The 25,397-nt window shown below is 42.7% G+C and carries 34 protein-coding genes and 2 tRNA genes; 29 read left to right on the top strand and 7 right to left on the bottom strand.

The genetic code is table 11. The features are described 5' to 3' along the window. The 18 genes from NF859_RS06625 (at position 1) to NF859_RS06540 (ending at position 11,959) form a co-directional block, all read left to right on the top strand. On the top strand, positions 1–1,293 hold the full coding sequence (locus tag NF859_RS06625; RefSeq protein ID WP_252743559.1) for a hydrogenase large subunit: 1,293 nt from the start codon (positions 1–3) through the stop codon (positions 1,291–1,293). Beyond that, a complete protein-coding gene (locus NF859_RS06620) occupies positions 1,290–2,279 on the top strand; it encodes a respiratory chain complex I subunit 1 family protein (RefSeq protein WP_252743558.1) in 990 nt (329 codons plus the stop codon). Before NF859_RS06625 ends, NF859_RS06620 begins: the two co-directional genes overlap by 4 nt. Beyond that, positions 2,276–2,845: a 4Fe-4S binding protein gene (locus tag NF859_RS06615; RefSeq protein WP_252743557.1), complete on the top strand. Its 570-nt coding sequence runs from the start codon at positions 2,276–2,278 to the stop codon at positions 2,843–2,845. Before NF859_RS06620 ends, NF859_RS06615 begins: the two co-directional genes overlap by 4 nt. Before the next feature lie 283 nt (positions 2,846–3,128). Then, positions 3,129–3,632: a Na+/H+ antiporter subunit E gene (locus NF859_RS06610; protein ID WP_252743556.1), complete on the top strand. Its 504-nt coding sequence runs from the start codon at positions 3,129–3,131 to the stop codon at positions 3,630–3,632. Next, entirely contained in the window at positions 3,629–3,904 is a 276-nt protein-coding gene (locus NF859_RS06605) for a monovalent cation/H+ antiporter complex subunit F (protein ID WP_252743555.1), read from the top strand. The genes NF859_RS06610 and NF859_RS06605 overlap by 4 nt, the downstream gene beginning before the upstream one ends. Then, positions 3,901–4,257 carry a monovalent cation/H(+) antiporter subunit G gene (gene mnhG / locus NF859_RS06600; protein WP_225807587.1) on the top strand — a complete coding sequence of 119 codons (357 nt, stop codon included), beginning with the start codon at positions 3,901–3,903 and terminating at the stop codon, positions 4,255–4,257. Before NF859_RS06605 ends, mnhG begins: the two co-directional genes overlap by 4 nt. Then, positions 4,247–4,510 carry a hydrogenase subunit MbhD domain-containing protein gene (locus NF859_RS06595; protein ID WP_252743554.1) on the top strand — a complete coding sequence of 88 codons (264 nt, stop codon included), beginning with the start codon at positions 4,247–4,249 and terminating at the stop codon, positions 4,508–4,510. The genes mnhG and NF859_RS06595 overlap by 11 nt, the downstream gene beginning before the upstream one ends. Continuing rightward, positions 4,507–4,782 (top strand): hydrogen gas-evolving membrane-bound hydrogenase subunit E, encoded by a 276-nt coding sequence (mbhE, locus tag NF859_RS06590; RefSeq protein WP_252743553.1) that lies wholly within the window; start codon positions 4,507–4,509, stop codon positions 4,780–4,782. The genes NF859_RS06595 and mbhE overlap by 4 nt, the downstream gene beginning before the upstream one ends. Then, positions 4,779–5,246 (top strand): MnhB domain-containing protein, encoded by a 468-nt coding sequence (locus NF859_RS06585; protein ID WP_058946214.1) that lies wholly within the window; start codon positions 4,779–4,781, stop codon positions 5,244–5,246. The genes mbhE and NF859_RS06585 overlap by 4 nt, the downstream gene beginning before the upstream one ends. Beyond that, positions 5,236–5,601, top strand: a complete 366-nt coding sequence (locus NF859_RS06580; protein ID WP_252743552.1) for a sodium:proton antiporter — start codon at positions 5,236–5,238, stop codon at positions 5,599–5,601. The genes NF859_RS06585 and NF859_RS06580 overlap by 11 nt, the downstream gene beginning before the upstream one ends. Further along, positions 5,598–7,151, top strand: a complete 1,554-nt coding sequence (locus NF859_RS06575; protein WP_252743551.1) for a proton-conducting transporter transmembrane domain-containing protein — start codon at positions 5,598–5,600, stop codon at positions 7,149–7,151. Before NF859_RS06580 ends, NF859_RS06575 begins: the two co-directional genes overlap by 4 nt. Further along, the gene (gene mbhI / locus NF859_RS06570; protein WP_252743550.1) at positions 7,148–7,489 is read left to right on the top strand and encodes a membrane-bound hydrogenase complex subunit MbhI; all 342 of its coding nucleotides are present in this window, start codon (positions 7,148–7,150) and stop codon (positions 7,487–7,489) included. The genes NF859_RS06575 and mbhI overlap by 4 nt, the downstream gene beginning before the upstream one ends. 1 nt (position 7,490) lies before the next feature. Continuing rightward, on the top strand, positions 7,491–7,937 hold the full coding sequence (locus NF859_RS06565; protein ID WP_252743549.1) for an NADH-quinone oxidoreductase subunit B family protein: 447 nt from the start codon (positions 7,491–7,493) through the stop codon (positions 7,935–7,937). Next, a complete protein-coding gene (locus tag NF859_RS06560) occupies positions 7,934–8,494 on the top strand; it encodes an NADH-quinone oxidoreductase subunit C (protein ID WP_252743548.1) in 561 nt (186 codons plus the stop codon). Before NF859_RS06565 ends, NF859_RS06560 begins: the two co-directional genes overlap by 4 nt. Then, positions 8,487–9,725, top strand: coding sequence for a hydrogenase large subunit (locus NF859_RS06555; RefSeq protein ID WP_252743547.1), 1,239 nt, complete (start codon positions 8,487–8,489; stop codon positions 9,723–9,725). The genes NF859_RS06560 and NF859_RS06555 overlap by 8 nt, the downstream gene beginning before the upstream one ends. Next, positions 9,722–10,690 (top strand): respiratory chain complex I subunit 1 family protein, encoded by a 969-nt coding sequence (locus tag NF859_RS06550; protein ID WP_087037648.1) that lies wholly within the window; start codon positions 9,722–9,724, stop codon positions 10,688–10,690. Before NF859_RS06555 ends, NF859_RS06550 begins: the two co-directional genes overlap by 4 nt. 1 nt (position 10,691) lies before the next feature. Next, positions 10,692–11,150, top strand: coding sequence for a 4Fe-4S dicluster domain-containing protein (locus NF859_RS06545; RefSeq protein ID WP_252743546.1), 459 nt, complete (start codon positions 10,692–10,694; stop codon positions 11,148–11,150). 23 nt (positions 11,151–11,173) lie between these two features. Continuing rightward, positions 11,174–11,959, top strand: coding sequence for a DUF72 domain-containing protein (locus NF859_RS06540; protein WP_252743545.1), 786 nt, complete (start codon positions 11,174–11,176; stop codon positions 11,957–11,959). On the opposite strand, the gene gyaR is transcribed toward NF859_RS06540, so the two are convergent. Beyond that, a complete protein-coding gene (gyaR, locus tag NF859_RS06535) occupies positions 11,925–12,920 on the bottom strand; it encodes a glyoxylate reductase (RefSeq protein WP_252743544.1) in 996 nt (331 codons plus the stop codon). The two genes, NF859_RS06540 and gyaR, sit on opposite strands and share 35 nt — an antisense overlap. A gap of 73 nt (positions 12,921–12,993) precedes the next feature. On the opposite strand from gyaR, the gene NF859_RS06530 reads away from it, so the two are divergent. Continuing rightward, on the top strand, positions 12,994–14,217 hold the full coding sequence (locus NF859_RS06530; RefSeq protein WP_252743543.1) for an aminotransferase-like domain-containing protein: 1,224 nt from the start codon (positions 12,994–12,996) through the stop codon (positions 14,215–14,217). 91 nt (positions 14,218–14,308) lie between these two features. Here NF859_RS06530 and NF859_RS06525 read toward each other — a convergent pair. Further along, positions 14,309–14,396: transfer RNA gene (locus NF859_RS06525), tRNA-Leu, on the bottom strand. Between the two features lie 102 nt (positions 14,397–14,498). Here NF859_RS06525 and NF859_RS06520 point away from each other — a divergent pair. From NF859_RS06520 to NF859_RS06505, 4 genes are all read left to right on the top strand, one after another. Beyond that, positions 14,499–14,576 (top strand) — tRNA-Lys (locus tag NF859_RS06520). Positions 14,577–14,672: 96 nt separating this feature from the next. Further along, on the top strand, positions 14,673–15,038 hold the full coding sequence (locus NF859_RS06515; protein ID WP_252743542.1) for a BlaI/MecI/CopY family transcriptional regulator: 366 nt from the start codon (positions 14,673–14,675) through the stop codon (positions 15,036–15,038). Positions 15,039–15,044: 6 nt separating this feature from the next. After that, positions 15,045–15,827 (top strand): M48 family metallopeptidase, encoded by a 783-nt coding sequence (locus NF859_RS06510; protein ID WP_252743541.1) that lies wholly within the window; start codon positions 15,045–15,047, stop codon positions 15,825–15,827. Between the two features lie 47 nt (positions 15,828–15,874). After that, positions 15,875–16,405, top strand: coding sequence for a deoxycytidylate deaminase (locus tag NF859_RS06505; protein ID WP_252743540.1), 531 nt, complete (start codon positions 15,875–15,877; stop codon positions 16,403–16,405). Here the strand turns inward: NF859_RS06505 and NF859_RS06500 are convergent. Both NF859_RS06500 and NF859_RS06495 read right to left on the bottom strand, forming a co-directional pair. After that, entirely contained in the window at positions 16,402–16,764 is a 363-nt protein-coding gene (locus NF859_RS06500) for a DUF2304 domain-containing protein (RefSeq protein ID WP_252743539.1), read from the bottom strand. The two genes, NF859_RS06505 and NF859_RS06500, sit on opposite strands and share 4 nt — an antisense overlap. A 5-nt stretch (positions 16,765–16,769) precedes the next feature. Beyond that, complete coding sequence (locus NF859_RS06495) at positions 16,770–18,092, bottom strand: HAD-IA family hydrolase (RefSeq protein ID WP_252743538.1); 1,323 nt, start codon at positions 18,090–18,092, stop codon at positions 16,770–16,772. A 78-nt stretch (positions 18,093–18,170) separates the two neighbouring features. Here NF859_RS06495 and NF859_RS06490 point away from each other — a divergent pair, with 78 nt between their 5' ends. Then, positions 18,171–19,070, top strand: coding sequence for an MraY family glycosyltransferase (locus NF859_RS06490; RefSeq protein WP_252743537.1), 900 nt, complete (start codon positions 18,171–18,173; stop codon positions 19,068–19,070). Here the strand turns inward: NF859_RS06490 and cas6 are convergent. Next, the gene (gene cas6 / locus NF859_RS06485) at positions 19,039–19,776 is read right to left on the bottom strand and encodes a CRISPR-associated endoribonuclease Cas6 (RefSeq protein WP_087035386.1); all 738 of its coding nucleotides are present in this window, start codon (positions 19,774–19,776) and stop codon (positions 19,039–19,041) included. The genes NF859_RS06490 and cas6 overlap by 32 nt on opposite strands. A 198-nt stretch (positions 19,777–19,974) precedes the next feature. On the opposite strand from cas6, the gene NF859_RS06480 reads away from it, so the two are divergent. From NF859_RS06480 to NF859_RS06460, 5 genes are read left to right on the top strand one after another with little or no spacing between them, the layout of a single operon-like run. Beyond that, on the top strand, positions 19,975–20,430 hold the full coding sequence (locus NF859_RS06480; protein ID WP_004068616.1) for a 30S ribosomal protein S15: 456 nt from the start codon (positions 19,975–19,977) through the stop codon (positions 20,428–20,430). Between the two features lie 31 nt (positions 20,431–20,461). After that, positions 20,462–21,889 (top strand): GINS-associated RecJ family nuclease, encoded by a 1,428-nt coding sequence (gene gan / locus NF859_RS06475; RefSeq protein WP_252743536.1) that lies wholly within the window; start codon positions 20,462–20,464, stop codon positions 21,887–21,889. Beyond that, entirely contained in the window at positions 21,879–22,124 is a 246-nt protein-coding gene (locus tag NF859_RS06470; RefSeq protein ID WP_004068620.1) for a KEOPS complex subunit Pcc1, read from the top strand. Before gan ends, NF859_RS06470 begins: the two co-directional genes overlap by 11 nt. 16 nt (positions 22,125–22,140) lie before the next feature. Further along, positions 22,141–22,743 (top strand): 30S ribosomal protein S3ae, encoded by a 603-nt coding sequence (locus NF859_RS06465; RefSeq protein ID WP_004068622.1) that lies wholly within the window; start codon positions 22,141–22,143, stop codon positions 22,741–22,743. Positions 22,744–22,778: 35 nt separating this feature from the next. Beyond that, positions 22,779–23,834: an SPOUT family RNA methylase gene (locus NF859_RS06460; RefSeq protein WP_252743535.1), complete on the top strand. Its 1,056-nt coding sequence runs from the start codon at positions 22,779–22,781 to the stop codon at positions 23,832–23,834. Positions 23,835–23,880: 46 nt separating this feature from the next. Here NF859_RS06460 and NF859_RS06455 read toward each other — a convergent pair whose 3' ends face one another. Both NF859_RS06455 and NF859_RS06450 read right to left on the bottom strand, forming a co-directional pair. Next, positions 23,881–24,585, bottom strand: a complete 705-nt coding sequence (locus NF859_RS06455; protein ID WP_252743534.1) for a DUF92 domain-containing protein — start codon at positions 24,583–24,585, stop codon at positions 23,881–23,883. An 88-nt stretch (positions 24,586–24,673) separates the two neighbouring features. After that, positions 24,674–25,123 (bottom strand): Lrp/AsnC family transcriptional regulator, encoded by a 450-nt coding sequence (locus NF859_RS06450; protein ID WP_252743533.1) that lies wholly within the window; start codon positions 25,121–25,123, stop codon positions 24,674–24,676. Positions 25,124–25,397: the final 274 nt, after the last annotated feature.

Raw genomic sequence — 25,397 nt, 5'->3', positions numbered from 1 at the left:
ATGGAGAATAGAGTTGAATATTGGGTTAAAATCCCAATTGGTCCTATTCACCCAGCACTTGAAGAACCTGAAAAGTTCATCATTACCCTTGATGGAGAAAGAATAGTAAATGTTGATGTAAAGCTTGGATACAACTTGAGAGGCGTAGAATGGATTGGCATGAGAAGGAATTACATCCAGATACTTTACCTTGCTGAAAGAATGTGTGGGATATGTTCTTTTTCTCACAACTATACGTATTCTAGAGCAGTCGAAGAAATGGCGGGGATAGAGGTACCAGAGAGAGCCGAGTACATAAGGGTGATAATAGGAGAATTGGAAAGAATCCACTCTCATTTGCTCAATCTTGGAGTTGTAGGGCACGCTATAGGCTATGACACTGTCCTTCACCTAAGCTGGCTTGCCAGGGAGAGGGTTATGGATCTCCTAGAGGCAATAGGGGGGAACAGGGTAAACTATGCTATGAACACAATTGGAGGCGTGAGGAGGGATATAGAGGATAAGCACAAAAGGGCGATTCTGGAGATGATAAAATACTACCGCGAAGAAGTCATGCCAAAGATTGAGGAAATATTCCTCTATGATCCAACTGTTGAAGCTAGACTTAGGGATGCAGGAGTCATACCCAAAAGGGTAGCCATTGAGTACAGCGCTCAAGGTCCAACAGCAAGGGGGAGTGGCGTTGAGAAGGACGTTAGGTACAATGAGCAACTGGGAGTTTATCCAGATTTGGGAGTTAAACCAATAACTCCAAAGGAATTCACGGGAGTTATCAAGGGAGACGTGTTTGATAGGATGGTCGTCAGAGTTGGAGAACTTTGGCAGAGCATGGGGCTCATAGAAAGGGCTTTAGACCAAATGCCAGAAGGAAAAATAAAGGCATTTCCGAAGGATAACGTAACTTTGATCCGGCTTAAAAAAGCAGAAGGAGAGGGCATCGGTAGGTATGAGGCTCCAAGAGGGGAGCTCATTCACTATGTGATGGCCAACCCTGGAAGCGAAATTCCAGAAAGGTGGAAAATGAGAGAACCTACTTTTCCAAACCTCTTTGCAGTTGCGAGAGCACTAGTGGGAGAACAGCTTGCTGATGTGCCAGTTGCAATAGCATCAATAGATCCCTGCCTGAGCTGTACAGATAGAGTAGCCGTTATAGATGCCAAAACCGGCAAGAAAAAAGTTCTTACAGAAAAAGATCTTCTCAAGGCTTCAATTGAGAAAACAAGAGAAATTAATCCCAACATAAAGGCAAAACCAGAACCCGTTGGGGGTTCTTGTGGGGGTGTTAGGCTATGACCATCGTTTATTTAACTTTGGGGCTAATAGCGATTTACCTTTACGTCTCCTCTGCTTCTCTCCTTTGGGAAGGAATAGATAGAAAGCTCGTTGCGAGAATGCAGAGAAGAATGGGTCCTCCTATACTCCAACCGTTTTATGACTTCCTAAAACTGGTGAGTAAAGAGTCCATAATCCCAAGAGACGCCAATAAACTCTTTGAAATCGCTCCGGTATTAGCTTTAGCATCTTCAATAGCCCTATTGGCTTACACTCCTCTTGGATTTGAGCCACTCTTAGCAACAAAGGGTGATGTAATAGTTTTCATTTATCTACTTGGTCTCATAGCTTTCATAAGAGTAATCGGTGCCGTTAGCTCAGGCTCTCCATATGCACAAATAGGGGCTCAGAGAGAGATAATTATGCTTGCTTCCAGGGAAGTGCCTATGATGTTAGGACTCTTTGCAATACTCTGGCGCTTAAGCAAGCTCGGAGTTGAAAAACCCTTTAGCCTGGGAACATTTTATCAGTACAACATCTGGGAAATTGGCACTCCTTTGACGATCGTTGGTACATTTGTTCTCCTTATAGTGTTCTTGCTCTGGCTTGCAAGTGAGATTGAAGTTGGTTACTTCAACATTCCGGAGGCAGAAACGGAAGTAGCAGAAGGGCCCATGGCCGAATACAGCGGAAGACATTTAGCATTATTTAAGCTAAGCAATGCTCTAAAAGAATTCGCGAGTGCTAGTTTAGTTGTGGCTATCTTTTTCCCATGGGGTATAAGCGGGTACATCGGTTTAACCGGTATTGCAGCAATGGTTCTTGACTTAGTATTCCATACGCTTAAAGTTTTTGCAGTGCTTTTTGTTAGTATGAGCGTATTTAGAGCTATAACCGGAAGACTCAGGATTACACAGGCAGTTGGCATGTTTTGGAGCAGGATACTTCCAATGAGTCTAATAGGCGTATTGTTGTTGGTCATAGACGTTCTGGGGGTGATTGCATGAAGATTCCCCCAACTCTCTCCGTAGTTTTAAGCAACCTCTTCAAAAAGCCTGCAACAAACCCATTTCCTCAAAGTGATCCAGTTCCAACTCCAGAGGGATTTAGGGGGAAACTAATTTATCACGTGGATAAGTGTATAGGCTGTAAGCTCTGTATTACAGTTTGCCCAGCAGGAGTGTTTGAATATGTGCCAGAGCTCAAAAAGGTGACCCTCTGGCTAGGAAGATGTGTCTTTTGCCAGCAGTGTGTCGACGTTTGTCCGGTAAATGCACTAGAGATGAGCAATGAGTTTCTCTTGGCTACTTACGATAAATACGACGATAACCTCAGATGGCTTAAAAATGAGGAAATTGAAGAAATGCTTGCCAAACAGGGAGGAAAAACAAAGAAGTATCGCATAATTGCAGAGAAATGTAAGGGATGTACACTATGTGCCAGAAACTGTCCTCAAAATGCTATTGAAGGAGCACCTGGGAAAGTGCATAAAATTGATCCAAATAAATGTGTTGGATGCGGAATATGTGCAACGGTATGTCGCTTTGGTGCAATAGAAGAATACGAAGAGTGAACGCTATCTCTTTTTCTCTGTTACTTTTATGGTTCTTAGCTGAAAATTCTGTCCATTTATTGTCATAACCCTCAGATTTTTTAACATCACTGAACTTTTTTGAACATTTTTGTATTCTTATGTTCTATTTTATGTAAAGCTTTGTTACCTTTATATTTGTCAAATTACATGTTTTTAACCTTTTGTTAAAGAAACGTATTTAATGGATTTTGGACAAGCAGATAATGGAGATAGTTTGAAATATGCTCTTAAAAGGTTTAAAACCTAAAGTTGAGGTGGGAGAATGCCCTTTACGACATCTTTCCTATGGTCGTTGATTGTGTACCTGATCTTAACAGCAGGTTCCGGTAGTGTTTTACTATGGAGCCCGGCAGAGCTAGTGGCGGGAATTATAATAGCAGCTCTCATAGGTTATGCAACGAGAAACATAATGGACGAAAGACTTGATTATTTCTTTAATCCAAAACGATGGGTGCTTTTCCTGATTTATGCAGTAGGGCCGTTCTTTTATGCCATGGCAAGGGCAAACCTTGACGTTGCTTACAGAGTTATAACAGGAAAGATAAGGCCAGGAATAGTGAAAATATCCCCGGGATTAACTAAAGATGAAAGCAGGACTCTTCTTGCAAATTCAATAACCCTCACTCCTGGAACATTTACTTTGGAAATTGACGATGAAGGGAACCTATACGTGCACTGGATTAACGTTCCGCCTGGAAAAGAAAAGCCAACTCCCGAAGAACTTTGTGGATACTTACCAAAATGGGCAAGGAGGATTGCGGAATGACGCCTGAAAGTTTGTTTATGGGGGCAATGATACTGCTCTTCCTTTCAGCCACATTAACGATGATAAGAATGCTAATCGGACCAACAATTCCTGACAGGGTTGTGGCATTGGATGCCTTAACAACCACGACTGCCGGTGCTATGGTTCTATATGGAGTAATTACGGAGCAAGCGGTGATTATCGATGTTGCACTTGTCTATGCGGTCCTTAGCTATATCGCAACTCTGTATATAGCGAGGTACTTAGTAAAGAAGAGGGTGGGATTGGCATGATAGAAGGAGTTTTGGCAATACTCCTTGCAATTGGAGTTGGGTTTAATCTACTAGCCAGCGTTGGAATACTGAGGTTTCCAGACGTTTACACAAGGATCCACGCCTCGACAAAATGCACTACCTTTGGAACAATTTTCATAGTCTTGGCAACCGTAGTGTACTCAATTTACAGATGGCTTCCAAACCACGACGCAAGATGGATCACAATAGGAATTCACTCAGCACTTGTGGTGATCTTCTTAGTACTAACAAACCCAGTTGGAGCCCATGCAATTGGTAGGGCAGCTAGAAAATCCGGGATAAGGCCTTATGGCGCTGTAATAGATGAACTGGAGGGATACTATGAACTTTGAAAACTTTTTCTGGATTCTACAAATCTTCATTGCAATCGGCCTAATAGGGAGCTCAATAGCCGCCATTAGGTTCAAAAACTTAATTGCTGCTGTAATAGCAATGGCAGTCTTTAGCTTAGCTCTTTCCGTGGAGTTCTACGTTCTACAAGCTCCAGATGTTGCTATAGCAGAAGCAGGTGTTGGAGCTGGACTTACAACAGCAATGTACCTTCTCGCTATCAGAAACACCACCGACGAGGAGGTGATAGAATGAGAAGAGCACTCGGATTATTTGCGTTCTTATCGTTCATAATCTTCCTTCTAGCTACAGCTATAAGCTTGAGACCTTTTGGAGAACCTCCTCATGCAGAGATGGACACTTACTTCATAGAGCATGCCCAAGAAGAAGCCTCTGCAAACAACGTTGTTACGAGTGTTGTATTTGACTACAGGGGTTTTGATACTCTGGGAGAGGCAACAGTCCTTTTCACCGCAGTTTCTGGCGTTCTAATGGCATTAAGACACTACGGAGGGAAGGAGAAATGACCACCACAATCATAAGAACAACAACAAAAATTTTAGCACCTTTAATATTGGTATTTGGTTCGTATATCATTCTACATGGTCACCTAACACCTGGTGGAGGTTTTCAAGGCGGGGCGGTATTTGCAAGCGGCTTAGCTCTGCTGATAGTGGCAAACAACAAAGAAAAGGTCAAGGAACTCTTCGATAAGGTTCCTCTAAGTCAGTTAGAAAGCCTTGGAGCTTTGGGATTCTTGGGAATTGGTGCATTAGGCCTTATGGGATATACGTTCTTGAAAAACGTAATTGCAAACAGCGGATTCCTCTTTGGAGCACCAACACCTAAAGGGATCAATCCGGGTTATCTTAACACCGGTGGAACGCTTTCGTACCTCAACATCTTCGTAGGAACGAAGGTATTAGCCGGTCTTACAAGTATAGTTCTGATATTCTTCCTTATACTAAGGAGGGAGAGAGATGAATGGTAGTGTCTTTGTGAACTTCCCGTTTATCGTAGTTGCAGTGCTGCTTGCTCTCGGCTTTTACACAATCGGATTCAAGCGGAACCTCATAAAGGTCGTAATTGGTGTTGAAATCCTTGAAGGAGCAGTAAATATGTTCATTGTGGCGTTAGGTTATGTAAAAGGTGGCTACGCTCCAATTTATACTCAGGCACCGCCTGAAGCTGTAGGAAAAATGGTTTTGCCAACGCCACAGGCACTAACGCTTACGAGCATAGTTATCGGTGTTGCTGTAACCGCTCTAATGCTGGCTTTTGCCGTTAACATCTACAAACACTATGGAACTCTCGACGTTACCAAGATAAGGAGGTTGAGAGGATGATTGAGCACTTACCTGCCTTAATGATTGCCGTTCCCTTATTTGGAGCATTTACAGCACCCCTATTTAAGAAACACTACAAGGAAGTCTCAATATGGGCAATTATAATAACCGGCATAACTGTAATACTCTCCCTCCTGCTTGCCAAGGAAGTGGTTACCGGGGGAATAATGGTCTACGTCTTTGGAGCAGACAAGCCAACCCTCGTGTTACCCTCTGGTTACTCTGTTCCAATAAGGATCATGTTTGAAGTAGACGCTATGAGTGCCTTTATGGCAATATCCGCAACGCTGATGAGTTTTATAGGGGCTCTCTACTCTTACAGCCATGTAGATAGAGAAACAGGTCTTGAAAAGTACTATGCCCTGTTAATGCTCCTTGAGGTGGGAATCCTTGGCATGGTGCTTACGGGAGATCTCTTCAACCTCTTTGTGTTCCTAGAAATAGCTGGTATAGCGGGATCTGCATTAGTAGGATTTAGGAACTATCGCGGTGAAGCAAGCGAAGCGGGAATAAAATATCTCATTGTTAGTGCTGTAGCCTCTTTAATGGTGCTCTTTGCAATAGGTATACTCTATGGACAGTACGGAAACTTAAACCTCGCATACATAGCCAAGAACGTGTCCTTTAACATGGTTGATATGATTGCGCTTGGATTGCTCTTTACGTCCTTTGCAATGAAATGTGGTGCTGTCCCAATGCACTACTGGGTGCCGGATGCGTATACAGAAGTTCCTGCAGGAATAAACCCACCCCTCCTGGTAGCGACTTACGCAAGCCTTTATGCCCTCTTTAGGGTGAGCTTCACACTCTTTGCAAACGTTGTAGTAGATTTGGCAAGAGTAGGATGGATCATGTCTATCCTAGGAGTGCTTACAATGTTCATAGGCGTTACAATGGCTCTGGTGCAGAAGGACGTTAAGAGACTAATGAGCTACCACGCTATTTCCCAGACCGGCTATATGCTTCTTGGTGTCGGTGTTGGTTTGACAGTCTTACACGATCCTTCAAAGCTCGCTGAGTTCGGAAGAGATGCCATGGCTGGTGGAGTGTTCCACATAATAAACCACATAATCTACAAAAGCTTACTCTTGATGACCGCTGGAGCTCTGTTCTACGTTACGGGAACGAGGAACCTTAATGAGATGGGAGGATTGGCTAGGAAGATGCCTATAACCGCAATAAGCTTCATGGTAGGAGCCGCTGCAATATCTGGCTTGCCGCCGTTTAACGGATTTGCGAGCAAACTTCTCATATATGAGACATCATACAGGCTCAACCCACTCCTAACGGTGTTTGCAATGGTTACCAGTGTTTTAACTCTGGCTTCGTTCGTCAAGGTATTTGCATCAGCCTTCCTTGGTCCTCCGCTTGAAAAGTTCGAGAATACAAGAGAAGTTCCCAAGCCAATGATAATTGCAATGATAATCCTAGCAGCGCTCTGTATAATCTTCGGTCTCTTCCCGAACTTGGTACTTGACAAGCTTGTTTATCCGGCTGTTGATGCGTTAATTAACTTTGCTCAATACCACAGCTGGGGTGGTCTGGCATGAGCTTTACACTTACTACTCCTTCGGGATTTTGGAATCCACTCCTATGGCTGCTATTCCTAGCCCTCTTTGGCATAATAGCCTATCTGATATACTCTAGGGGCAACCCCTCGTATAAGAAGGATACCGAACAGATAAAGCCCTATTTGAGCGGTAATCCAGAGCCTACAAAGGAAAAGGTTCAGGTAAAGGCTGGAGACATCTATTGGGGATTCATTGAGGCTTTGAAAGGATACTACAAAGTACTCCAAGCAATCCATACCGGCGACATGAGAGACTACATTTTGTGGTATCTTGGCATTGGGGCTATAATAACATTCATACTAATTGGAGGGGTGTAATATGGGCAAGCTGACCAATTTTAAGCGCTCTCTTTGGGTTTTCCATGCTTCAGGGGGTTCATGTAACGCATGTGATATTGAAATAGTGGCTGTGCTTACTCCAAGATATGACGCAGAGAGGTTTGGAATAAAGCTCGTTGGTTCTCCGAGACATGCAGATGTTTTACTTGTCACGGGAGCTATTCCAAGAGACTTTGCTGACAAGCTTAGGCGTATCTACGAACAGATGCCCGACCCAAAGGCCGTTGTTGTAATAGGGAACTGCGGAACCACGGGAGGGGTCTTTTACGACTCTTACAACATAGCTGGACCCATAGACGAGATAATACCCGTAGATGTCTATGTTCCGGGGTGTCCTCCCAGGCCAGAGGCAATAATAGACGGAATTGTAAAAGCATGGCTCAAGATTGAGAGGCTTGAAAAGGAGCTGGAGGGGAAGGAGAAATGACACTAACCGCTGAAGAAATCCTTGAGAGGTTAAAGGAAAAACTTGGAGATGCGATATTAAACTATGAGATAAAGGAATACAAAATGGGTGTTAAAAGGCCTAGAACTTATCAGGAAATCTGGATGGAGATTAACAAAGATGCTTTCAGGAAGGCAGTTGAGGCAATATTCGAAATAGACTATCCGCATTTACACTTTATAGCCGGAGAAGACGTTGGCGAGGTAATCAAGATGATATACTCCTTTGGGGTCTTCCACTCCCATCCATGGGGTGAAGTGAGTATAGTAATGAAGCTTGACCTCCCGAAGAGCAACCTTGTTCTCCCCACGATAACGGATCTTATGATAGGTGCAGAGACTAATGAAAGGGAAATTAGGGAAATGCTTGGTATTGAGTTTGAGGGACTTAAGAACAAGAGACACCTCTTCTTACCTGATGACTGGCCCGAAGGAAAGTATCCGTGGAGAAGAGATGAGTATGGGGTTGAAGATATGATCAAACACACTCATAAAAGTGTAAAAGAAATTAGAAAGCAGAGGGGTGGGCAGAATGGCTAAAACAACTTACTACGTCCCCATTGGTCCGATTCATCCAGCATTAAAGGAACCGATAAGAGTAGAAGCGGAGGTTGAGGGAGAGAAGATAGTGAAGGTTGACGTTAAGAGGGGCTTTGCCCATAGGGGAATTGAGTACATGGGAATGAAAAGGAATGCAATACAAACTTTGTACCTCTCGGAAAGAATATGTGGGATATGCTCGATATCTCACCCGTATGCATTCGTCATTGGCAGCGAAAAGGCTTTAGGCATTGAGGCTCCCCCAAGAGCTCAGTACATAAGGACAATAATAGCCGAGCTTGAGAGAATTCACTCTCACATCCTCTGGCTTGGAGTTATAGCACACGAGATAGGCTTTGATCCGCTCCTCTTTTGGACATGGAAGGGAAGGGAAAAAGTCCTTGATATTCTTGAAGCCATTACGGGCAACAGGATAAACTACTCCATGTACATGATTGGAGGAGTCAGGAGAGACTTGAAAGAGAGCCACATAAAAGCCTTGAGAGACATGATAACCTACTATTGGGAGTTCACAGAGCACATGAAGGAAGTCTTCTTGTCTGATCCAGTTTATAAGGCTAGGACAAGGGGAGTTGCACAGCTCTCAAAGGAGATGGCATTGAAGTTCAACGTAGTCGGGCCAACAGCGAGAGCGGCCGGCTTAAGAATGGACATTAGGCAGGATATTCCATACGACGCTTATGCGGATATGGACATTAAGGCGGTTGTTCCTCAAGACATAGTTGGAGAAGCAAGGGGAGATGCCTACGATATTACAATGGTGAGGCTTTACGAGATTGAGCAGAGTTTGGATATAATAGAATTCTGTCTTGACAACCTTCCAGAAGGAAAGATACTTGCAATTCCAAACTACGTAGCGTTGCTTAACAAGATCAAAAAGACCGAGGGAGAGGCAATTGGAGCACATGAAGCTCCAAGAGGAGAAGTTATCCACTACTTCAAGTATGATGGAAAAAGGGATGGTCCGGCGGTTTGGAAGGTCATAGCGCCGAGTTACAACAACATAAATTCATGGGCGCCATTATTGCTTGGAGCAGAGGTTGCTGATATTCCTGTGGTTGTGGCTTACATAGACCCGTGTATGTGCTGTAACGATAGGGTGGCTGTCGTGAAGGATTCGAGCGGAAGAATTCTTGACTACTCTTACTTACACAAGAAAGCTGTAGAAAAAACTAGGAAACTCGAAAAGGAGCTGGGGGTGAGAAAATGACCCCCGAAACTCTCTTTTATGCTATAGGAATGCCAATAATAGGAGTATTCCTTGGGTTGGTGTACAAAGGTATTGACAGGAGAGTATCTGCAAGAATGACATCGAGAATAGGGCCTCCAATAAGACAGCCCTTCTGGGACGTTGGAAAGCTTCTCCTTAAAGAAACCGTTGTACCGGAAAACGCAGTAAGGTGGATCTTCAACGCAATGCCTATCTTGGCATTTGCTTCATCAATGACTCTCCTCCTTTATATCCCATTCGGCATCTTAAAGGCGCCTTTAGAAGGATACGGTGATCTGGTAGTCATCTTGTACCTCTTAACTCTTCAGGCGCTTGCAATGGCTATTGGAGGATTTGCCTCAGGCAGCCCGTTTTCTTCAGTGGGAGCACAGAGAGAAATGGTTCTAATGATGAGCTACGAAATGCCCTTTGCAATAGTTATAACGGGCTTTGCTCTAATTTACAAGAGCTTTTCGTTGAGCACAATAGCCTCTACTCCCGTATGGAGCATTGTAGGTCCTTTGGGAGGATTGGGAGTTCTATTGCTCTTGATAGCATTCCTATGGGTAACTCCAGCAGAGCTTGCAAAGCTTCCGTTCGATATAGCAGAGGCTGAAACGGAAATAGCAGAAGGTATGCTTGCGGAGTACAGCGGGAGAAATCTTGCCTTGTTCTACCTTTCAGATGCAGTTAGGGGCTTTGCTATGATAGCAATAGAGGTGGTCTTGTTCTTCCCCTTCACATTGAGCTATTTATTTGGCTTGAATCTCTCGGGAGCCGCTCTCTATATAGCTGAAGGTCTGTGGTTCCTCTTCAAAGTGCTGGTGCTTTATATTCTAGCAGTAACGCTGGTCAGGACATCCTTCGCAAGGTTCAGGATAGAGCAGGCATCGAGGATCTTTTGGGTATATGTGAACATAATAGCCCTGCTTGGACTTTTACTGATATGGGCGGAGGTGATGTGAAATGCCAACAAAAGCAATGTTCCTAATGATAAAACAGATGCTTCAGAGGCCGTTCACAAATCCATTTCCAGTAAAGCACGCTCCAAAAGATGTAACATCGCTCGTTGAAAAGATCCAAAAAGGGGAAGTAAAAATATATCCCCCCGTCCCTGTTCCAGAAGGATTTAGAGGGAAGCTACACTACGATCCCGAGAGATGCATTGGGTGCAGGCTGTGTATAATGGTATGCCCTGCAAACGCCATGGAATGGATCCCGGAGCTTAGGAAAATAAGGCACTATGTTTCCCGCTGTATGTTTTGTGCTCTCTGTGTAGACGTTTGTCCAGGTAAAAAGTTCCCAGGAGAAGAAAAAGCTGTAAAGGCACTATCAATGAGCGATGAATTCCTCATTGCTGATTACGACAAGTACAGTGACAACCTTATAGAAGAACCTCCCGAAGCTAAGGAAAAAAGTATTTAATTACCTTTTCTTTATTCTTTATCATGATACTCGTCGGAACATGTGGTTTTTGTGAGGCCAAGAAAAGATATTTTGAAGACTTCAGCACTGTGGAAGTTCAGCAAACTTTTTACAAAATCTTGCAGGAAAAGACCCTTCAAAAATGGAGAAAAGAGGCTCCAGAAGATTTTGTGTTTTCCATTAAGGCATTTCAGGGTATAACACATCCCTCAACCAGCCCAACTTGGAGACGGAGTAATGTAAAGCCGTCTGGGAATGTAGGGTTGCTAAGACCAACGGAGGAGGTTTTTAAATACTGGGAGCTTACACTTAAAGAAGCTGAGGCGTTAGGGGCAAGGTTTATTCTGATTCAGCTTCCCAAAAGCTTTAGAGAAAGTGAAGAGAGCTTTGCTAATGCAGAAAAGTTTTTTGAGCAGATAGAGAGAAAAGAGTTTGAAATTGCAGTTGAACTTAGAGGCTGGAGTGAAAGGGGAATAAAGAAATTCGTTAGGGAGTTTGATCTCATCGATGTCACAGACCTTACAATACGGGAACCCACTCATGGGGGAGTGATCAATTACTACCGCCTTCACGGAGCTTATCAGGAAGGAAGGATAATATACAAACACAAATACAGTGAAGAAGAGTTAAGGGGAATAGCCAAAAAAGTCAAAGAGTGGAACAAGGCAGAGAGCTACGTTTACTTCAACAACGTTTATATGTGCGACGATGCCAAGCGTTTTATTCAAATCTGGCTTTCTAATTTTTACTTTTTTCTTTTGAAAGCCTCGCCGTTCACGGCGAGGAGGAGGTCAGAACATCTTTGTTGACAAGGTTCGGTGGGATTTCACCTTTGGCAAATGCTATTAAGTTCTTTGCAACCAGCTCTGCCATGCCTTCTCGAGCTTCATGAGTTGCGCTGCCTATGTGTGGAGCTAAAACAACGTTCTTCAACTTGAAAAGCTCCTCGTTATAGTAGGGTTCTTCTTCAAATACATCCAAGCCTGCTCCAGCAATCCGCCCTTCTTTTAATGCTTTGATTAGAGCATTAGTATCGACAACTGCCCCTCTAGATGTGTTTATTAAGATTGCGTTGGACTTCATAAGCTTGAGCTCCTTTTCTCCTATCATGTGGTAGGTCTCTTTGGTTAGGGGAACGTGAAGGCTTATAAAGTCGCTCTCTTTCAAAAGGGTCTCAAAATCCACATACTCTGCACCAATCTCTTTTTCTGCTTCAGGTTTACGTGTTCTTGAGTAATAGAGGATTTTCATCCCGAACCCTTTGGCTCTCTTTGCGAGGGCCTGGCCGATTCTTCCAAAGCCCACTATTCCCAAAGTCTTTCCTTTCAATCCATATCCTAGAAACATTAGAGGATGCCAGCCGACTTCGCTTTTCTTCCATTCGCCACTCCTCACAAAGGCATCAGCCTCTACAATTCTCCTTGCCACTGCTAGAAGAAGGGCAAATGCAAGGTCAGCCGTTGCGTCTGTAAGGACTCCAGGAGTGTTTGTAACGTATATTCCCCTTTTTGTAGCCTCTTCTATGTCTATGTTATCATAGCCGACTGCATATTGGGCTATTATTTTTAACTTGGGAGCGTTTTCCAGTAGTTCTTTATCTACTTTGTCCGTTACAAGGGTCACTAAGGCATCAACCTCTCTGACTTTCTCTAGAAGCACTCCCCGTGGAGGTGCCTTCGGATCTTTCCAGAGTTCTATTTCATAGAATTTCTCAATCATCTTAATTCCATTTTCCGGAATTTGTCGGGTTATAAACACCTTGGGCTTCATGGTATTTCCCTTTCTAAGATAATGGTCAAAACGTATAAATATCTTTATGAAGATTAGTTAATGGTGATGTTGAATGGATTACACAAAATACCTAGCCGGAAGGGCGAATTGGATTAAGGGCTCAGCTTTGGCCGATGTGATGAAAAAGGCATCGGAACTCCAAAAGAAAGGGGTGAAACTAATTTCTCTCGCAGCTGGGGATCCTGATCCAGAGTTAATTCCAAGGGCTGTTCTTGGGGAAATAGCAAAAGAAGTTCTTGAAAGGGAACCAAAATCCGTTATGTATACTCCGGCAAATGGAATCCCCGAGCTTAGGGAAGAGCTGGCAGCATTCTTGAAAAAATACGACCATTTAGAAGTTTCTCCAGAAAACATTGTTATTACAATAGGAGGAACGGGAGCATTGGATCTTCTTGGAAGGGTTTTGATAGATCCTGGAGATGTCGTGATAACAGAGAACCCATCGTATATAAACACTCTGCTAGCATTTGAGCAACTGGGAGCCAAAATTGAGGGGGTTCCAGTTGATAACGATGGAATGAGGGTTGATGTGTTGGAGGAGAAAATAAAGGAGCTTAAAGCTAAAGGACAGAAAGTTAAGTTGATCTATACTATTCCGACTGGCCAGAATCCAATGGGCGTCACTATGAGCATGGAACGGAGAAAGGCACTACTTGAGATTGCCTCTAAATACGACCTCCTAATAATTGAGGACACTGCTTATAATTTCATGAGATATGAAGGAGGGGATATAGTCCCCTTAAAGGCTTTGGACAATGAAGGGAGAGTTATCGTGGCGGGAACGCTCAGCAAAGTCCTTGGAACAGGATTCAGAATTGGATGGATAATAGCAGAGGGAGAAATCCTCAAAAAAGTTCTCATGCAGAAACAGCCAATTGACTTCTGTGCTCCAGCTATTTCCCAATATATTGCCCTGGAATACTTAAAGAGGGGCTATTTTGAAAAGTATCACTTGGAGGGAGCACTGCTCGGTTATAAAGAGAAGAGGGATATCATGCTGAAGGCTCTTGAAAAGCACTTGCCAAATGCAGAATTTACAAAGCCAATAGCGGGAATGTTTGTTATGCTATTCCTTCCAGAGGAAGCAGATGGTATCTCATTTGCCAACGAGCTCATGGAAAGGGAGGGAGTTGTGGTAGTTCCGGGAAAGCCTTTCTACACAGACGAGTCTGGAAAGAATGCTATAAGGCTTAACTTCTCAAGGCCAAGCAAGGAAGAAATTCCAATAGGAATCGAGAAACTTGCTAAGCTTTATAAGGAAAAGTTTGGCGAGTGAACTCTTTGTTTTTACATTTTTCTTTTGGGTCGTCATATTCTCGATGGGGAGAAGGTTAGTTTGTTTTTAATGCACTCAGAAAAGTTCTTTTTGGTGCGGGGGCGGGGATTTGAACCCCGGAACCCCTACGGGACGGGACCCTCAATCCCGCGCCTTTGACCAGGCTCGGCAACCCCCGCAAGAGCGCCGTTTATTTGTCTTCTTAGTTTGTTTATAAATTTTTCTGTCCCCTTTAACCGAAAGGTTTATAAATAGCCTTCAATCCTTATTGGATTGGGCGTGGGCCGGTAGCTTAGCATGGTTAGAGCGGCGGACTCTTAATCCGCAGGTCGGGGGTTCAAATCCCCCCCGGCCCGCCAAATAGGCTCTTCTACAGGGAGTTCATGTTCCAAAAAATTTATGTATGATGCCGGGTTAATTAAACTGGATAGTGAATAAACCGGAGGAGATGTTCAATGCAGCCTCATGAATTCAAGATAAATGAAGACGGTTTAAGAGCAGTTCTACCTCCAATGGAAGCCGAGATAATGGAGTATATGTGGAATGTGAAGGTTGCAACGGCTGGAGAGGTTTATGAATATTTAAAAGAGAAACATGAGAACTTAAGACGTTCTACAGTTAGTATACTAATGAACAGGCTCTGTGAAAGAGGGCTATTAAAGAGAAGTGTGGATACGGGAAGGGGAGGAATGAGATACGTTTACAGTGTGGCTACAAGCAAAGAGGAGTTTGAGAAGAAAGTTGTAGAGAGCATTTTGAATGCCCTCATGAGTAATTTTAAGGAGGCAACCGTTGCGTACCTCTCAAAGATAAAGAAGTGATAATAGATGCTTAAACTTATATTCCTCGCCCAAGTGTTGATTACAATTTTGTACTTGGGAAAACTTGGCCTGTTATTCGTAGTTGGGGTATTTCTTATTCTTGCTGGACTGTACCTGTGGACTATTAAGAGCTCCTTAAAGAAGAAACAAAGGAAGCTTTCCTATGAAGACCTCCCATGGCTCTACGATGGAATAATGAGGATGGCAAATAAGGCTGGGATAGCAACTCCAGAAATTTATCTGCTGGATGACTATATACCCAATGCTTACTCTTTTAGAAATTCGATTGTACTTTCCATGGGTCTATTTGAGGTTCTCGATGAAGAAGAAATCCTTGCAGTTGCGGCCCATGAGATAGGCCATATAAAAAACGGAGATACTGTTCTCTTCCCGCTCATCTCTTATGGGAGATACCTCATGCTCGCTATAGCCCTTTTGAATTTCCTAATCTCAAGAAACACTTTGGTTTCATTGGCTTCCTTCATATTTTGCCTCCTCTACGAGGTTCGTAGGTCTGATTATTTAAAACAGAGAGAATTTAAAGCTGATGAAACAGCATTGCGCTTAATACCTGTCCCATTGGCTCTAAAAAGAGCCCTCGAAGAACTTAAGTACTACGAGGACTTAAGGATCGAGGTTAAGGAATCTGCGTTGCCCTCTATAGAGCCAAAGATAGAAAGACCTCACCAAAAATCGCTCTTTGAGACACACCCAAGCTATGAAGAGAGGATATGGAAGATTATGGCAGAAGTTGAAGCTATGACCCTCAGGGAGAGAATTTTCAACTGATCAAAAATTCTTTTAAGCTTGTTGCTTCTTTTTTATTAGGTGGTACTATGGAGGTAGAAATAGTTCTAGATAAAGAGCGAGCAGAGCATATAAAGAAAATACGTCCCACGAAAGATGAATACTTCATGCTCATTGCAAAGCTCGTGAGTCTAAGGGCTACATGTCCTAGACTTAGGGTTGGAGCAGTTGCCGTAAAAGACGGCTACATTTTGGCGACAGGCTATAATGGGGCCCCGAGGAACATGGATCACTGTATAGATGTGGGTTGCCTGATAGTCGATGGTCACTGTCATAGAGCGGTTCATGCAGAACAGAACGTCATAGCAATGGCGGCTAGAAAGGGGATAAGCCTTGAAGGGGCCACACTTTATGTTACCCACTTTCCATGCGATGTCTGCTTTAAGTTACTGGTAAATGCGGGAGTTAGGGAAATAGTTTACGAGGAGATGTATCCAAACAAGGCAACTGAGATTTTGCTGAAAGAAGCTCAAGAGAAAGGGATTGTGAAAATAAGACAGTTTAAAGTCCCCAAGGAGAGGGTTAAGGTATTCCTGGAAGAGCTTTTTGGAAATGACTAATCCCTTTCTAGTTTTTCTAGCATTTCCTTGATTTCCTGAAATTCTATTGCGATCCGACGTGTTAGTTCGGTTATTTCCCTTTCAGCTTTGTCTATTGCGATGTAAAGCCTAAACAACAGCAGGTAGCTGAGGCCTATAGAGACCACAAACAATGCATCTAGACCCCTTCCAAGCCCGAGTATGTTTTTTATTGTTAAGGAAATCTCCACCGGTTTCAGGGAAATTATCAGCATTATGAGGAGCAAAGCTTCCCAGAACACCAGATCCTGCCAGTCAAGCTCTTTTCTCCCGTATTTTCCAAGTACGTATACCATAAGTGCCAAGATAATAATAACGGCGATGTATTGTACGGCATACATTTTTATCACCTCATCCTATCCAACAGCAAGTTAAAAGCTATTTTTACGCCCTCTAAAATATTGGTCCCTTTCTTTTTGGAATATTCGGTATAAACCGCTTTTATGGGTACTTCAACTATTCTGCATCCGTTCTTTGAGGCTTCGATTATTATTTCACTTGAAACAGCGTATCTATCGCATGTGATTTTTATTTTGGATGCACATTCTCTATTCAAGCACCGCAATCCGCTTTGGGAATCGGAAACGTATTTTTTAGCAAACACTGCCGTTATAAAGTCAAGAACAAAATTTCCAAAGCGTTTTACAAAAGGCATTTCACTTACGTCCCCTTTCAATCTTGAGCCCACGGCAAAATCTGCCTTCCCTTCTGCAACTGGCTTCATTACTCTTAGGGCATCATCAACTAAATGCTGGCCATCTGCATCAAAGGTCAATATTAATTCAGCTCCTTTAAGGAGGGCATATCTTATCCCTGTACCCAATGCTCCTCCAAGCCCTCTGTTTACGAGGTGTGTTAACACTACCACGCCTTTTTCTTGAGCCACTTCTCTAGTTTTGTCTCTGCTCCCGTCATTTACGACCACAATCTCTTCTCCTTTGAAATACTGGAGCAAGTCCCTCAGGACGTTACCTATTGTTTTCTCTTCATTGTACGCCGGTACAACAACGTATGTCTTGAGTAATCGCTTGAAAAGTTCAATCGCCTCTTTGACGTTCATTACTTCAAAGTTTGCGTCTTCTTCAATTTTAAAGCTCATTCTTCCGCTTTCGTTGGAGGTTATAAGTACACTCAGACACCTTAGTTCTTTTGCCGGGAGCAGGTCATATCCATGATCTCCCACTACAACTACTTTTGTTGGTGGAACATTAAAATGCTCTAGTATTGTCTTTAAATGGCCGGGATTTGGCTTAACATCTTCTGGAGGTACATCATCCCTGGTAACTACAAGGTCAAAAAATTCCTCAATACCATGTTTTTTTAGCACATATTCTGTGGCCTTTCTAGAGCTCCTAGTCATCAGGGCGAGTTTTATCCCATTTTCTTTTAAAAGCTCTAGCAACTCTCTGGAACCTTCGAACAAATAGCTGTCCTTAGCCCTTTCTACTTCCAGTTCAACGAGGAATGAATGCAGATATTCAAAATCCATACCTGTATTTTGGGATATCTTGAGCAGAGTTTCATACATGGGCGTCAAATCACCGATGAGCTCCTTTGATATTCCCTCCTTCTCAAGCCTCTCTCTTAATCTCTCCTTTACTTCTGCAAAGTCCATTGGCGCACCCACAAGGGTTCCATCGAGATCGAAGACAACTAGCTGGATGTCCATGCTTTTTCACCCTGTGACATTTCTTATAGTAGCGGAAGAGTTATTAAGTCCTTGCTTAATTTAGCTTGGGTGGTTATAATGATAACGCCTGTTGTAGGTTTTATCCTTTCCCTTCTTCTTACCCCCTACATCGGCTCGCTAATGAGAAAAGCCGGCATAGTTGGAAGAGATATTCATAAGCTAGATAAACCCGAGGTTCCAGAAATGGGAGGCATTGCTCTTTTACTCGTATTGCCTCTAAGTCTTGTGTCTCTTCTAAATGAAACTCTCGCAAAGGCTCTTCTGATATTTCTTCTCTTTGGGATTATAGGTATAATAGATGACATAACTCAGCTTAAACAGTCTCATAAAGTTCTGTTATCTTTGCTGGTCTCCTCAATAGTAATTTCGATATCCATAGATACTAATCTGGATATTCTGCTGGCTTCCTTTGAACTGGGCTTACTATACTATCTCTTTGCAGTACTCTTTATCACTGGCTCTGCCAATCTGGTGAACCTCTTAGCAGGATTCAATGGGCTGGAGGTGGGGACTTCCGCTATAGCCCTCTTCTTTTTGGGATTGATAACTTCTGGAGACGCTCAAATTTTGGCATTGACGGGAAGTGCTGTAGCCTTTGGATTTTTGTGGTGGAATAAATACCCCGCTAGAATCTTCCCCGGGGACACTGGAACGTTGTCCCTTGGGGCATTGATAGGAGTGGTTGGCATTTTAGGTAAAGTTGAAGTATTTGCAGCATTTTTGCTGCTACCCCATTTTGTGGACTTCCTCCTTAAGTCTAAAATACGATTTAAAGGCAGACCTTTGGGAAGGACAGAGGTTTTGGAAGATGGAACTTTAAAAGCCCCACCTTACCTAAGCTTTCTGGGTTTGCTGATGAGAATAAAGAAAGTAAAAGAGCCTCAGCTCGTTGCCATGGTTTGGGGGATAGAAACAGTCTTAGGCACTATTGTCCTTCTTCTTCATCAATTACTTTAACCATCCCGAAACCATAGCTGGTTTTGTCTCCAAAGCCGTTTTCGTATCCAAACTTTGCTATCTCCTTCGACCCATAATACCGGAAAACCATCAGAGAGCCTCTGTAATACGTCTTACCAACCTTTATTCTCACAGGCTTGAATTTTATGACATCAAGGTGAAAGTCGGTATCCTCCGGGAGTCTGCCATTTATCTCTGAAAACTTTGTAAGCATTATTTTCCTGAGTTTGTCTTGGAATCCTTCGTTGTTTGGATAAAGATCCCATATCTTTACCTTATTGTCTTCGAACTTGGCTGTCCTAACAACTATGGGGCTTAACGTTGAAAAAAGCGTTCCATCCCTTATCTTTGGCTCCCGGAGTATTTTTATGTCGGCCATGGAGAACGTTGCTTCTCCCACCTTTAAGATAGGATTCGAGATAAACCCCTCTGCAATTGCCTTTATGATTTCGGTGAGAGAAGATGAAACGTAGAGGGATATATCATCCGAGAGCACTTTAATTCCTTTATCGGGAATAATCTCCCTCTCTCTAATCATTATCCTGGAAAAGGTGAAGTAATCCTTATACTCCGTTTGAAGCACCTCAGCTAAATCTGGCGCCGCAAGGAAAATCTTTTCAAGCAGCTGGTCATGAATTTCATCGTTGTAATTAAAGGGCACTATAGCATTCTTATTTTCAGGTTTAAGTTTGATTTCAATTCTCATTAACTAACCCTCCGCTCTAAATAATATCTTTGCCTTTGATGTTAATAAGAATTTCGAATGCAGATTGTCTTCCTGCTTATTTTCTAAAAACGTAAAACATCTCAAGGGCAAACTTTTTAAAGCCCTTTTATCACCCACTATTGGCAATCTTATAAGGGGCGGCTGGCAGTAGCTGGCCGTCACCGGGAGGTGTTGGAAATGGCAAGGTTGCATGCAAGAAAAAGAGGAAAGTCCGGATCAAAGAAGCCACCGAGGACAGCCCCACCTACATGGGTGGAGTACACTGCTGAGGAAGTTGAAAATCTTGTTGTTAAGCTTAGGAAGGAAGGTTATAGTGCTGCCATGATAGGCACTATTTTGAGGGATCAATACGGAATTCCGAGTGTTAGACTCATCACTGGCAAGAAAATAACCAAGATACTCGAAGAGAACGGCCTTGCTCCAGAGATTCCAGAGGATTTAATGTTCCTCATTAGAAAGGCAGTCAAACTTAGGAAGCACCTAGAACAACATCCCAAAGACCTTCATTCAATGAGGGGTCTTCAGCTTACTGAGAGCAAGATCAGGAGACTTGTAAAATACTACAGGAGAACCGGAAAGCTACCAGCAAAGTGGAGATACGATCCAGAGCAAGCAAAGCTTCTCGTTCGCTGATTTTCACCTTTTTCCTTATTAAGGTGGTATAATGGATAAGAACGCATTTTTGGAGAAGGTTAGGGAAGGTGCAGAGCTAATAAAGATGCACATTGAGTTAGGCCATACTATCCGTATTGTTTCACACAGGGATGCAGATGGCATAACTGCCGGTGCAATTCTAGCAAAAGCGCTTGCTAGGGAAGGTGCGGATTTTCATCTCAGCATAGTGAAACAGCTTGGGGAAGATACGTTAAAAGAGCTTGCAGAAGAAAAGCAGAAAATTTATGTTTTCAGTGATCTTGGAAGCGGGTCTATAAAGCTGATTGAGAACTATCTAAAGGATGCTAGTGTTGTTATAGCAGATCACCATCCCCCAGAAGATGGTGAAATCGAACAAGAAAACCATATACTCGTAAATCCCACCCAATTTGGAGCAGATAGCGTTAGAGACTTGAGCGGTTCTGGTGTTGCTTACTTCATAGCAAGGGCGATAAACGAAAGAAACAAAGACCTAAGCTACTTGGCTTTGGTTGGTGCAGTTGGTGATATGCAAGAAATCGACGGACAATTTCATGGAATGAACATTGATATAATAGAAGATGCAAAAGAGTTGGACTTGATAGAACTCCGCAAAGAACTGAGGCTCTTTGGAAGAGAAACTCGGACTTTGGCTCAAATGCTTGCTTATGCATCAAATCCAGAACTTCCGGGTATTACAGGGGATTTGAGAAATGCAATAGAATTCCTGCGTAGCAAGGGCTTTGATCCAGATATGAAGTACTGGCAGCTTAGAGAAGAGGAAAAAAGAAAGCTCCACGATGCACTTGTTATTCACTTGATTAAGAACAACGCTTCTAAAGAGGACATTGACAGGCTTATCGGTGACGTTGTGCTAATTAAGCTCTATCCTGAAGGAGACCCTAGGCACGAGGCAAGGGAATTTGCTACCCTCCTAAATGCTACAGGAAGGCTTAACATGGGCACTTTGGGCGTTGCAATATGCTTGGGGGACGAGAAGGCATTCAAAGATGCATTAAAACTCGTGGATGAGTACAAGAGAGAGCAAATAGAGATGAGGAGATACCTGATACAAAACTGGAGCAATGCAGTTGAAAAAGAACACGCTTACATATTCTACGCAGGCAAAAACATCAAAGACACAATGGTTGGAATAGCAGCAACAATGGCGATAAATGCCCAGCTTGCAAAGCCAGAAAAGCCCGTTATTGTCCTAGCAGACAGCGAAGAGGACGGATTGGTAAAAGGTTCTGCTAGAACGACGAAAAAAGGAATTGAAAAAGGATATGACTTGGGAGAAGCCTTAAGGAAAGCCGCAGAAATTCTTGGAGGAGAAGGAGGAGGGCATGCAATAGCAGCAGGCATAAGAATTCCCAAAGATAAAATAGACGAATTTGCTGAGCTAATAGACAAGCTCCTTGAAGAGCAGAACTCAAGCGGTGGGACAGATGAAAATTAAAGCCAGGGCAGAGATAATTTGGGAGTATGGGGATGAAAGTATCGCCAAGGCAATTGCCGAGGCCGTTGAGGTGGACAATCTGAATCTACCAGAAAACTTTAAATTTAGAACTTACTGGGAAGATGGTAGAGTCATAACAAAAGTTAAATACCTTGGTGAGATTGAAAGCTTGATAGTAGCGCTGGATGATTTGGTGTTTTCAATCAAGATCGCTGAGGATGTCATAAAGAAATGAAATTGGAGGTGTTAAGATGGCAAGAGCTAACCCAAGGAAGAGGGCTGCCGCTGCAAGGGATAAGTGGAAGCTTAAGAACTGGTATATAGTTTACGCTCCAGAATTTTTCGGGAGCAAGGAAATTGGTTTAACTCCCGCAGATGATCCCGAAAAAGTAAAGGGAAGGGTAATTGAGACCACTTTGAAGGATCTAACCGGAGATTTCACAAAGGGTCAGGTAAAGCTTTACTTCCAGATTTACGACGTTAAAGGGCAGAACGCCTACACTAAGTTTAAGGGCCACAAGTTGGCGAGAAGCTACATAAGAAGCCTTGTTAGGAGAAGAACCACGAGAATCGATGGTATCTTCAACATAACAACAAAGGACGGTTACAAGCTTAGAGTTATGGGTATGGTTATAGCAATAAGAAGAATCCAGACAAGCCAGGAGAGGGCTATCAGGGAAATAATGGAGAACATAATCCGTAAGAAGGCAGAGGAGCTTAACTTCACAGACTTTGTGCTTGAGGCAGTTAACGGAAAAATGGCTGCTGAAATAGCAAGAGAAGCCAAGAAGATATATCCACTCAAGAGAGCTGAGATAAGAAAGATAAAGGTCCTTGCAGAGCCAGAGGCTTGATTATTTCTCTTTTCTCTTAGCTTTTGGTGGTTTTCATGAAGTTTTTAATTAAAACCCAGCGGGGAATGGAGGCTGTTGCTGCCAATTACATTAAGGATGTTCTTGAGGATGCCAAAGTTTGGATAGCTCCTCAGGGGTATTCTGGTCTTGTTCTTGTGGAAACTGAAGATAAAGATGTGGAACAAAAGCTTTTTGATATTCCCGAGATTGAAAGAGTTATCCCCGTGCTCTTTGAAGTGCCTGCAACAATTGAGGACATCTTAAGCGTCTCAGAGCAAATAGCTGCTTACATAAAGGAAGGCGAAAGCTTTGCAGTAAAAACTAAAAGAAGAGGAAAGCATGGGTTCTCAAGTGTTGATGTTAACGTAGCTCTCGGGGGAAAGATAAAGGAGCTTACAAACGCCGAAGTTGATTTAACTTTTCCAGATAAAACAGTTTTGGTGGAGATCATCGGAGATAGGGCTTACATATCCATCACCGGAAAAGAGGAGTGGAAGAAGTTTACTCCAGAGAAGATAGACGCAAGAAAGCTCTTTAAAAAAGTTACAATAGTTCAGATGCCCTATTGGGGTGATTACAAGGCTTGTAGAAATTTTGGGGAGAAAATCGGGAGAGCCGCTCAAGCTTTTGAGGTGAGAGAGCTTATTATAGCACCTAAAGAGAAAATGGATGCTTATGAGCTGATGGAATTCATAAAAGGGGTAAAAATCGGTCAGGAGTCTAGGCATCAGATCCAGCGGGAGGCATACCCCTGGAAAGTGGAAAAAGTCCCAGTTAGCGTGTGGGATCTTTATCAAGTTATAAGGGACAAAAGACGAAACAAAAGGTTGCTTATAATAACCGATCCAAAGGGGCACAGCGTTTCTGAAGTAAAAGAAAATCTTGCAAAAGACCTATACTATGCCAAGGAAGTTGTGGTTTTTATAGGTTCGAGGGAAGGCATCCCGAGGGGACTTTTTAGATACGCAGACTATGTCATTGATCTTGCTCCGTATATGACTTTTGCAACGGAACACGGAATTCCAGCTGCTCTAATTGCCCTTTGGACTATTTATGGGGAAGAATTAAGGAAAAAAGGAGACAAAGTGTAGCTCAGATCCTAAGGTCGTCATCACAATTCAGCAATCCGCCATCTCATCACAGCAGGGAGCGGAAAATTACCCCTCCAATTATTCCCCCTATGATAGTGGCTAAAAAGTTTGTGTGGTGGTTGTTTATAATCCCCTTATTCTCAAGTGTTGCCCCGAGTAAGCTATCAATGTTGCACCCTATAAATCCACCAAGGGTTACTGCAAAGAGCATTTCCGTTTTTTGAGGAGTTAAAAACACCGAAAAAATGCTTATAACAAATGCTCCAATTAGGGCTATGAGCTCACCTTGCCATGAGATAGCACCATTTTCTCCCACATTTGCTGGCTTTAGATTTGTTATCATTTTTGGGGCCTTGCCGAATATCTTCCCCAGCTCACTGGCGAGAGTGTCAGCATTTGCAGTCGCTATTGCGGAAAACGTAGCTGCCCAAAAAACATCTTGCTTGGTGTAGTATTCAATTAGCAAGAATATTACAGCGGCAAGACCATTCCCAAGAACATTCTGCCAGCTTCTTGTCCCCTTTCCTTCTTGAGCGATTCCTCTTTTGACTTTTTCTGCAAGGCGATACTTAGTCGCAAAAACTCCAAGAAGGACAAAGGTAAGTAACGCCAAAAATGGGAAAATCCCCCCAAATACGATAGTCATTACTCCAATAAGTGCAGCTACTATAGTGCCTTTGGCATCGAGGGCCTTTAGTTTATATGCCAAAGTTCCCAATACTGCAATTACTGCAACAGTGGCAATGTTCATTGTACTCACCGCTTATGACTCTGCCAGTCTCTTTTATCCGAGCTTTTATTAGCTTTTCTTTCACATATTGCCGAAAAAAGGAAAGTTTTCAGACGAGCTCAAATTTAACTATATCTGTTACAAAACTTATGTCATAACTTTCTAACCCTTCCACTTTTTTAGAAAGTTCGTGAATTTTTCTTTCAATCTCTTTCATATTTTTGGGAGCCACTATGTGAACTATTAATTGATGATATCCAATGGCTCTTTGAATAACTTTAATTTCCTCGTCTTCTTTTAGGGTTTCAATAATTTTATCCACAGGAGCACCAGGTTTTAGTGAAAGTCCAATAGCTACGTAGGTGTATCCTAATCTATCAAAGTCTGGAATTATAGTATATTTCTTTATTATTCCTTCTCTTTCAAGTTTTTCTAAACGTCTAGAAACTCTCTGTCTTGTTGTGTTTAGAAGTTCTGCAAGTTGTCTATAATTTATTCGGGAATTTTTTGCTAGTATTTTCATAATTTGTAAATCAAATTTATCGATTTTCTTTTTCATATACAAGTCACCTTGTATATTTCTTGGTTATTAAATTATATAAATATTTTGAAAATTGCTTAACATAATGGATTGTAGTTTGTCACTATCATTGGTAAAACGTTATGGATACTGTCAGGATAAGCAGTGGGGTGTCAGGTTTAAATCTCAGACACTCCCTCAGAAAAAGAAAGAGGGGAATATGCAAGCTGAAACCATTATCCACTGGATGGTTTCAGCCTTAAAACCTTTTCGCCGAAACAAAATCCCACCAGAAAAGAAAATCAGAGCAACA

Origin of the sequence: Thermococcus alcaliphilus (assembly GCF_024054535.1) — an archaeon.
Taxonomy (GTDB): domain Archaea; phylum Methanobacteriota_B; class Thermococci; order Thermococcales; family Thermococcaceae; genus Thermococcus_A; species Thermococcus_A alcaliphilus.
Note: the sequence above shows the minus strand (reverse complement) of the source record. Positions and strands in the feature narration are given on the sequence as shown.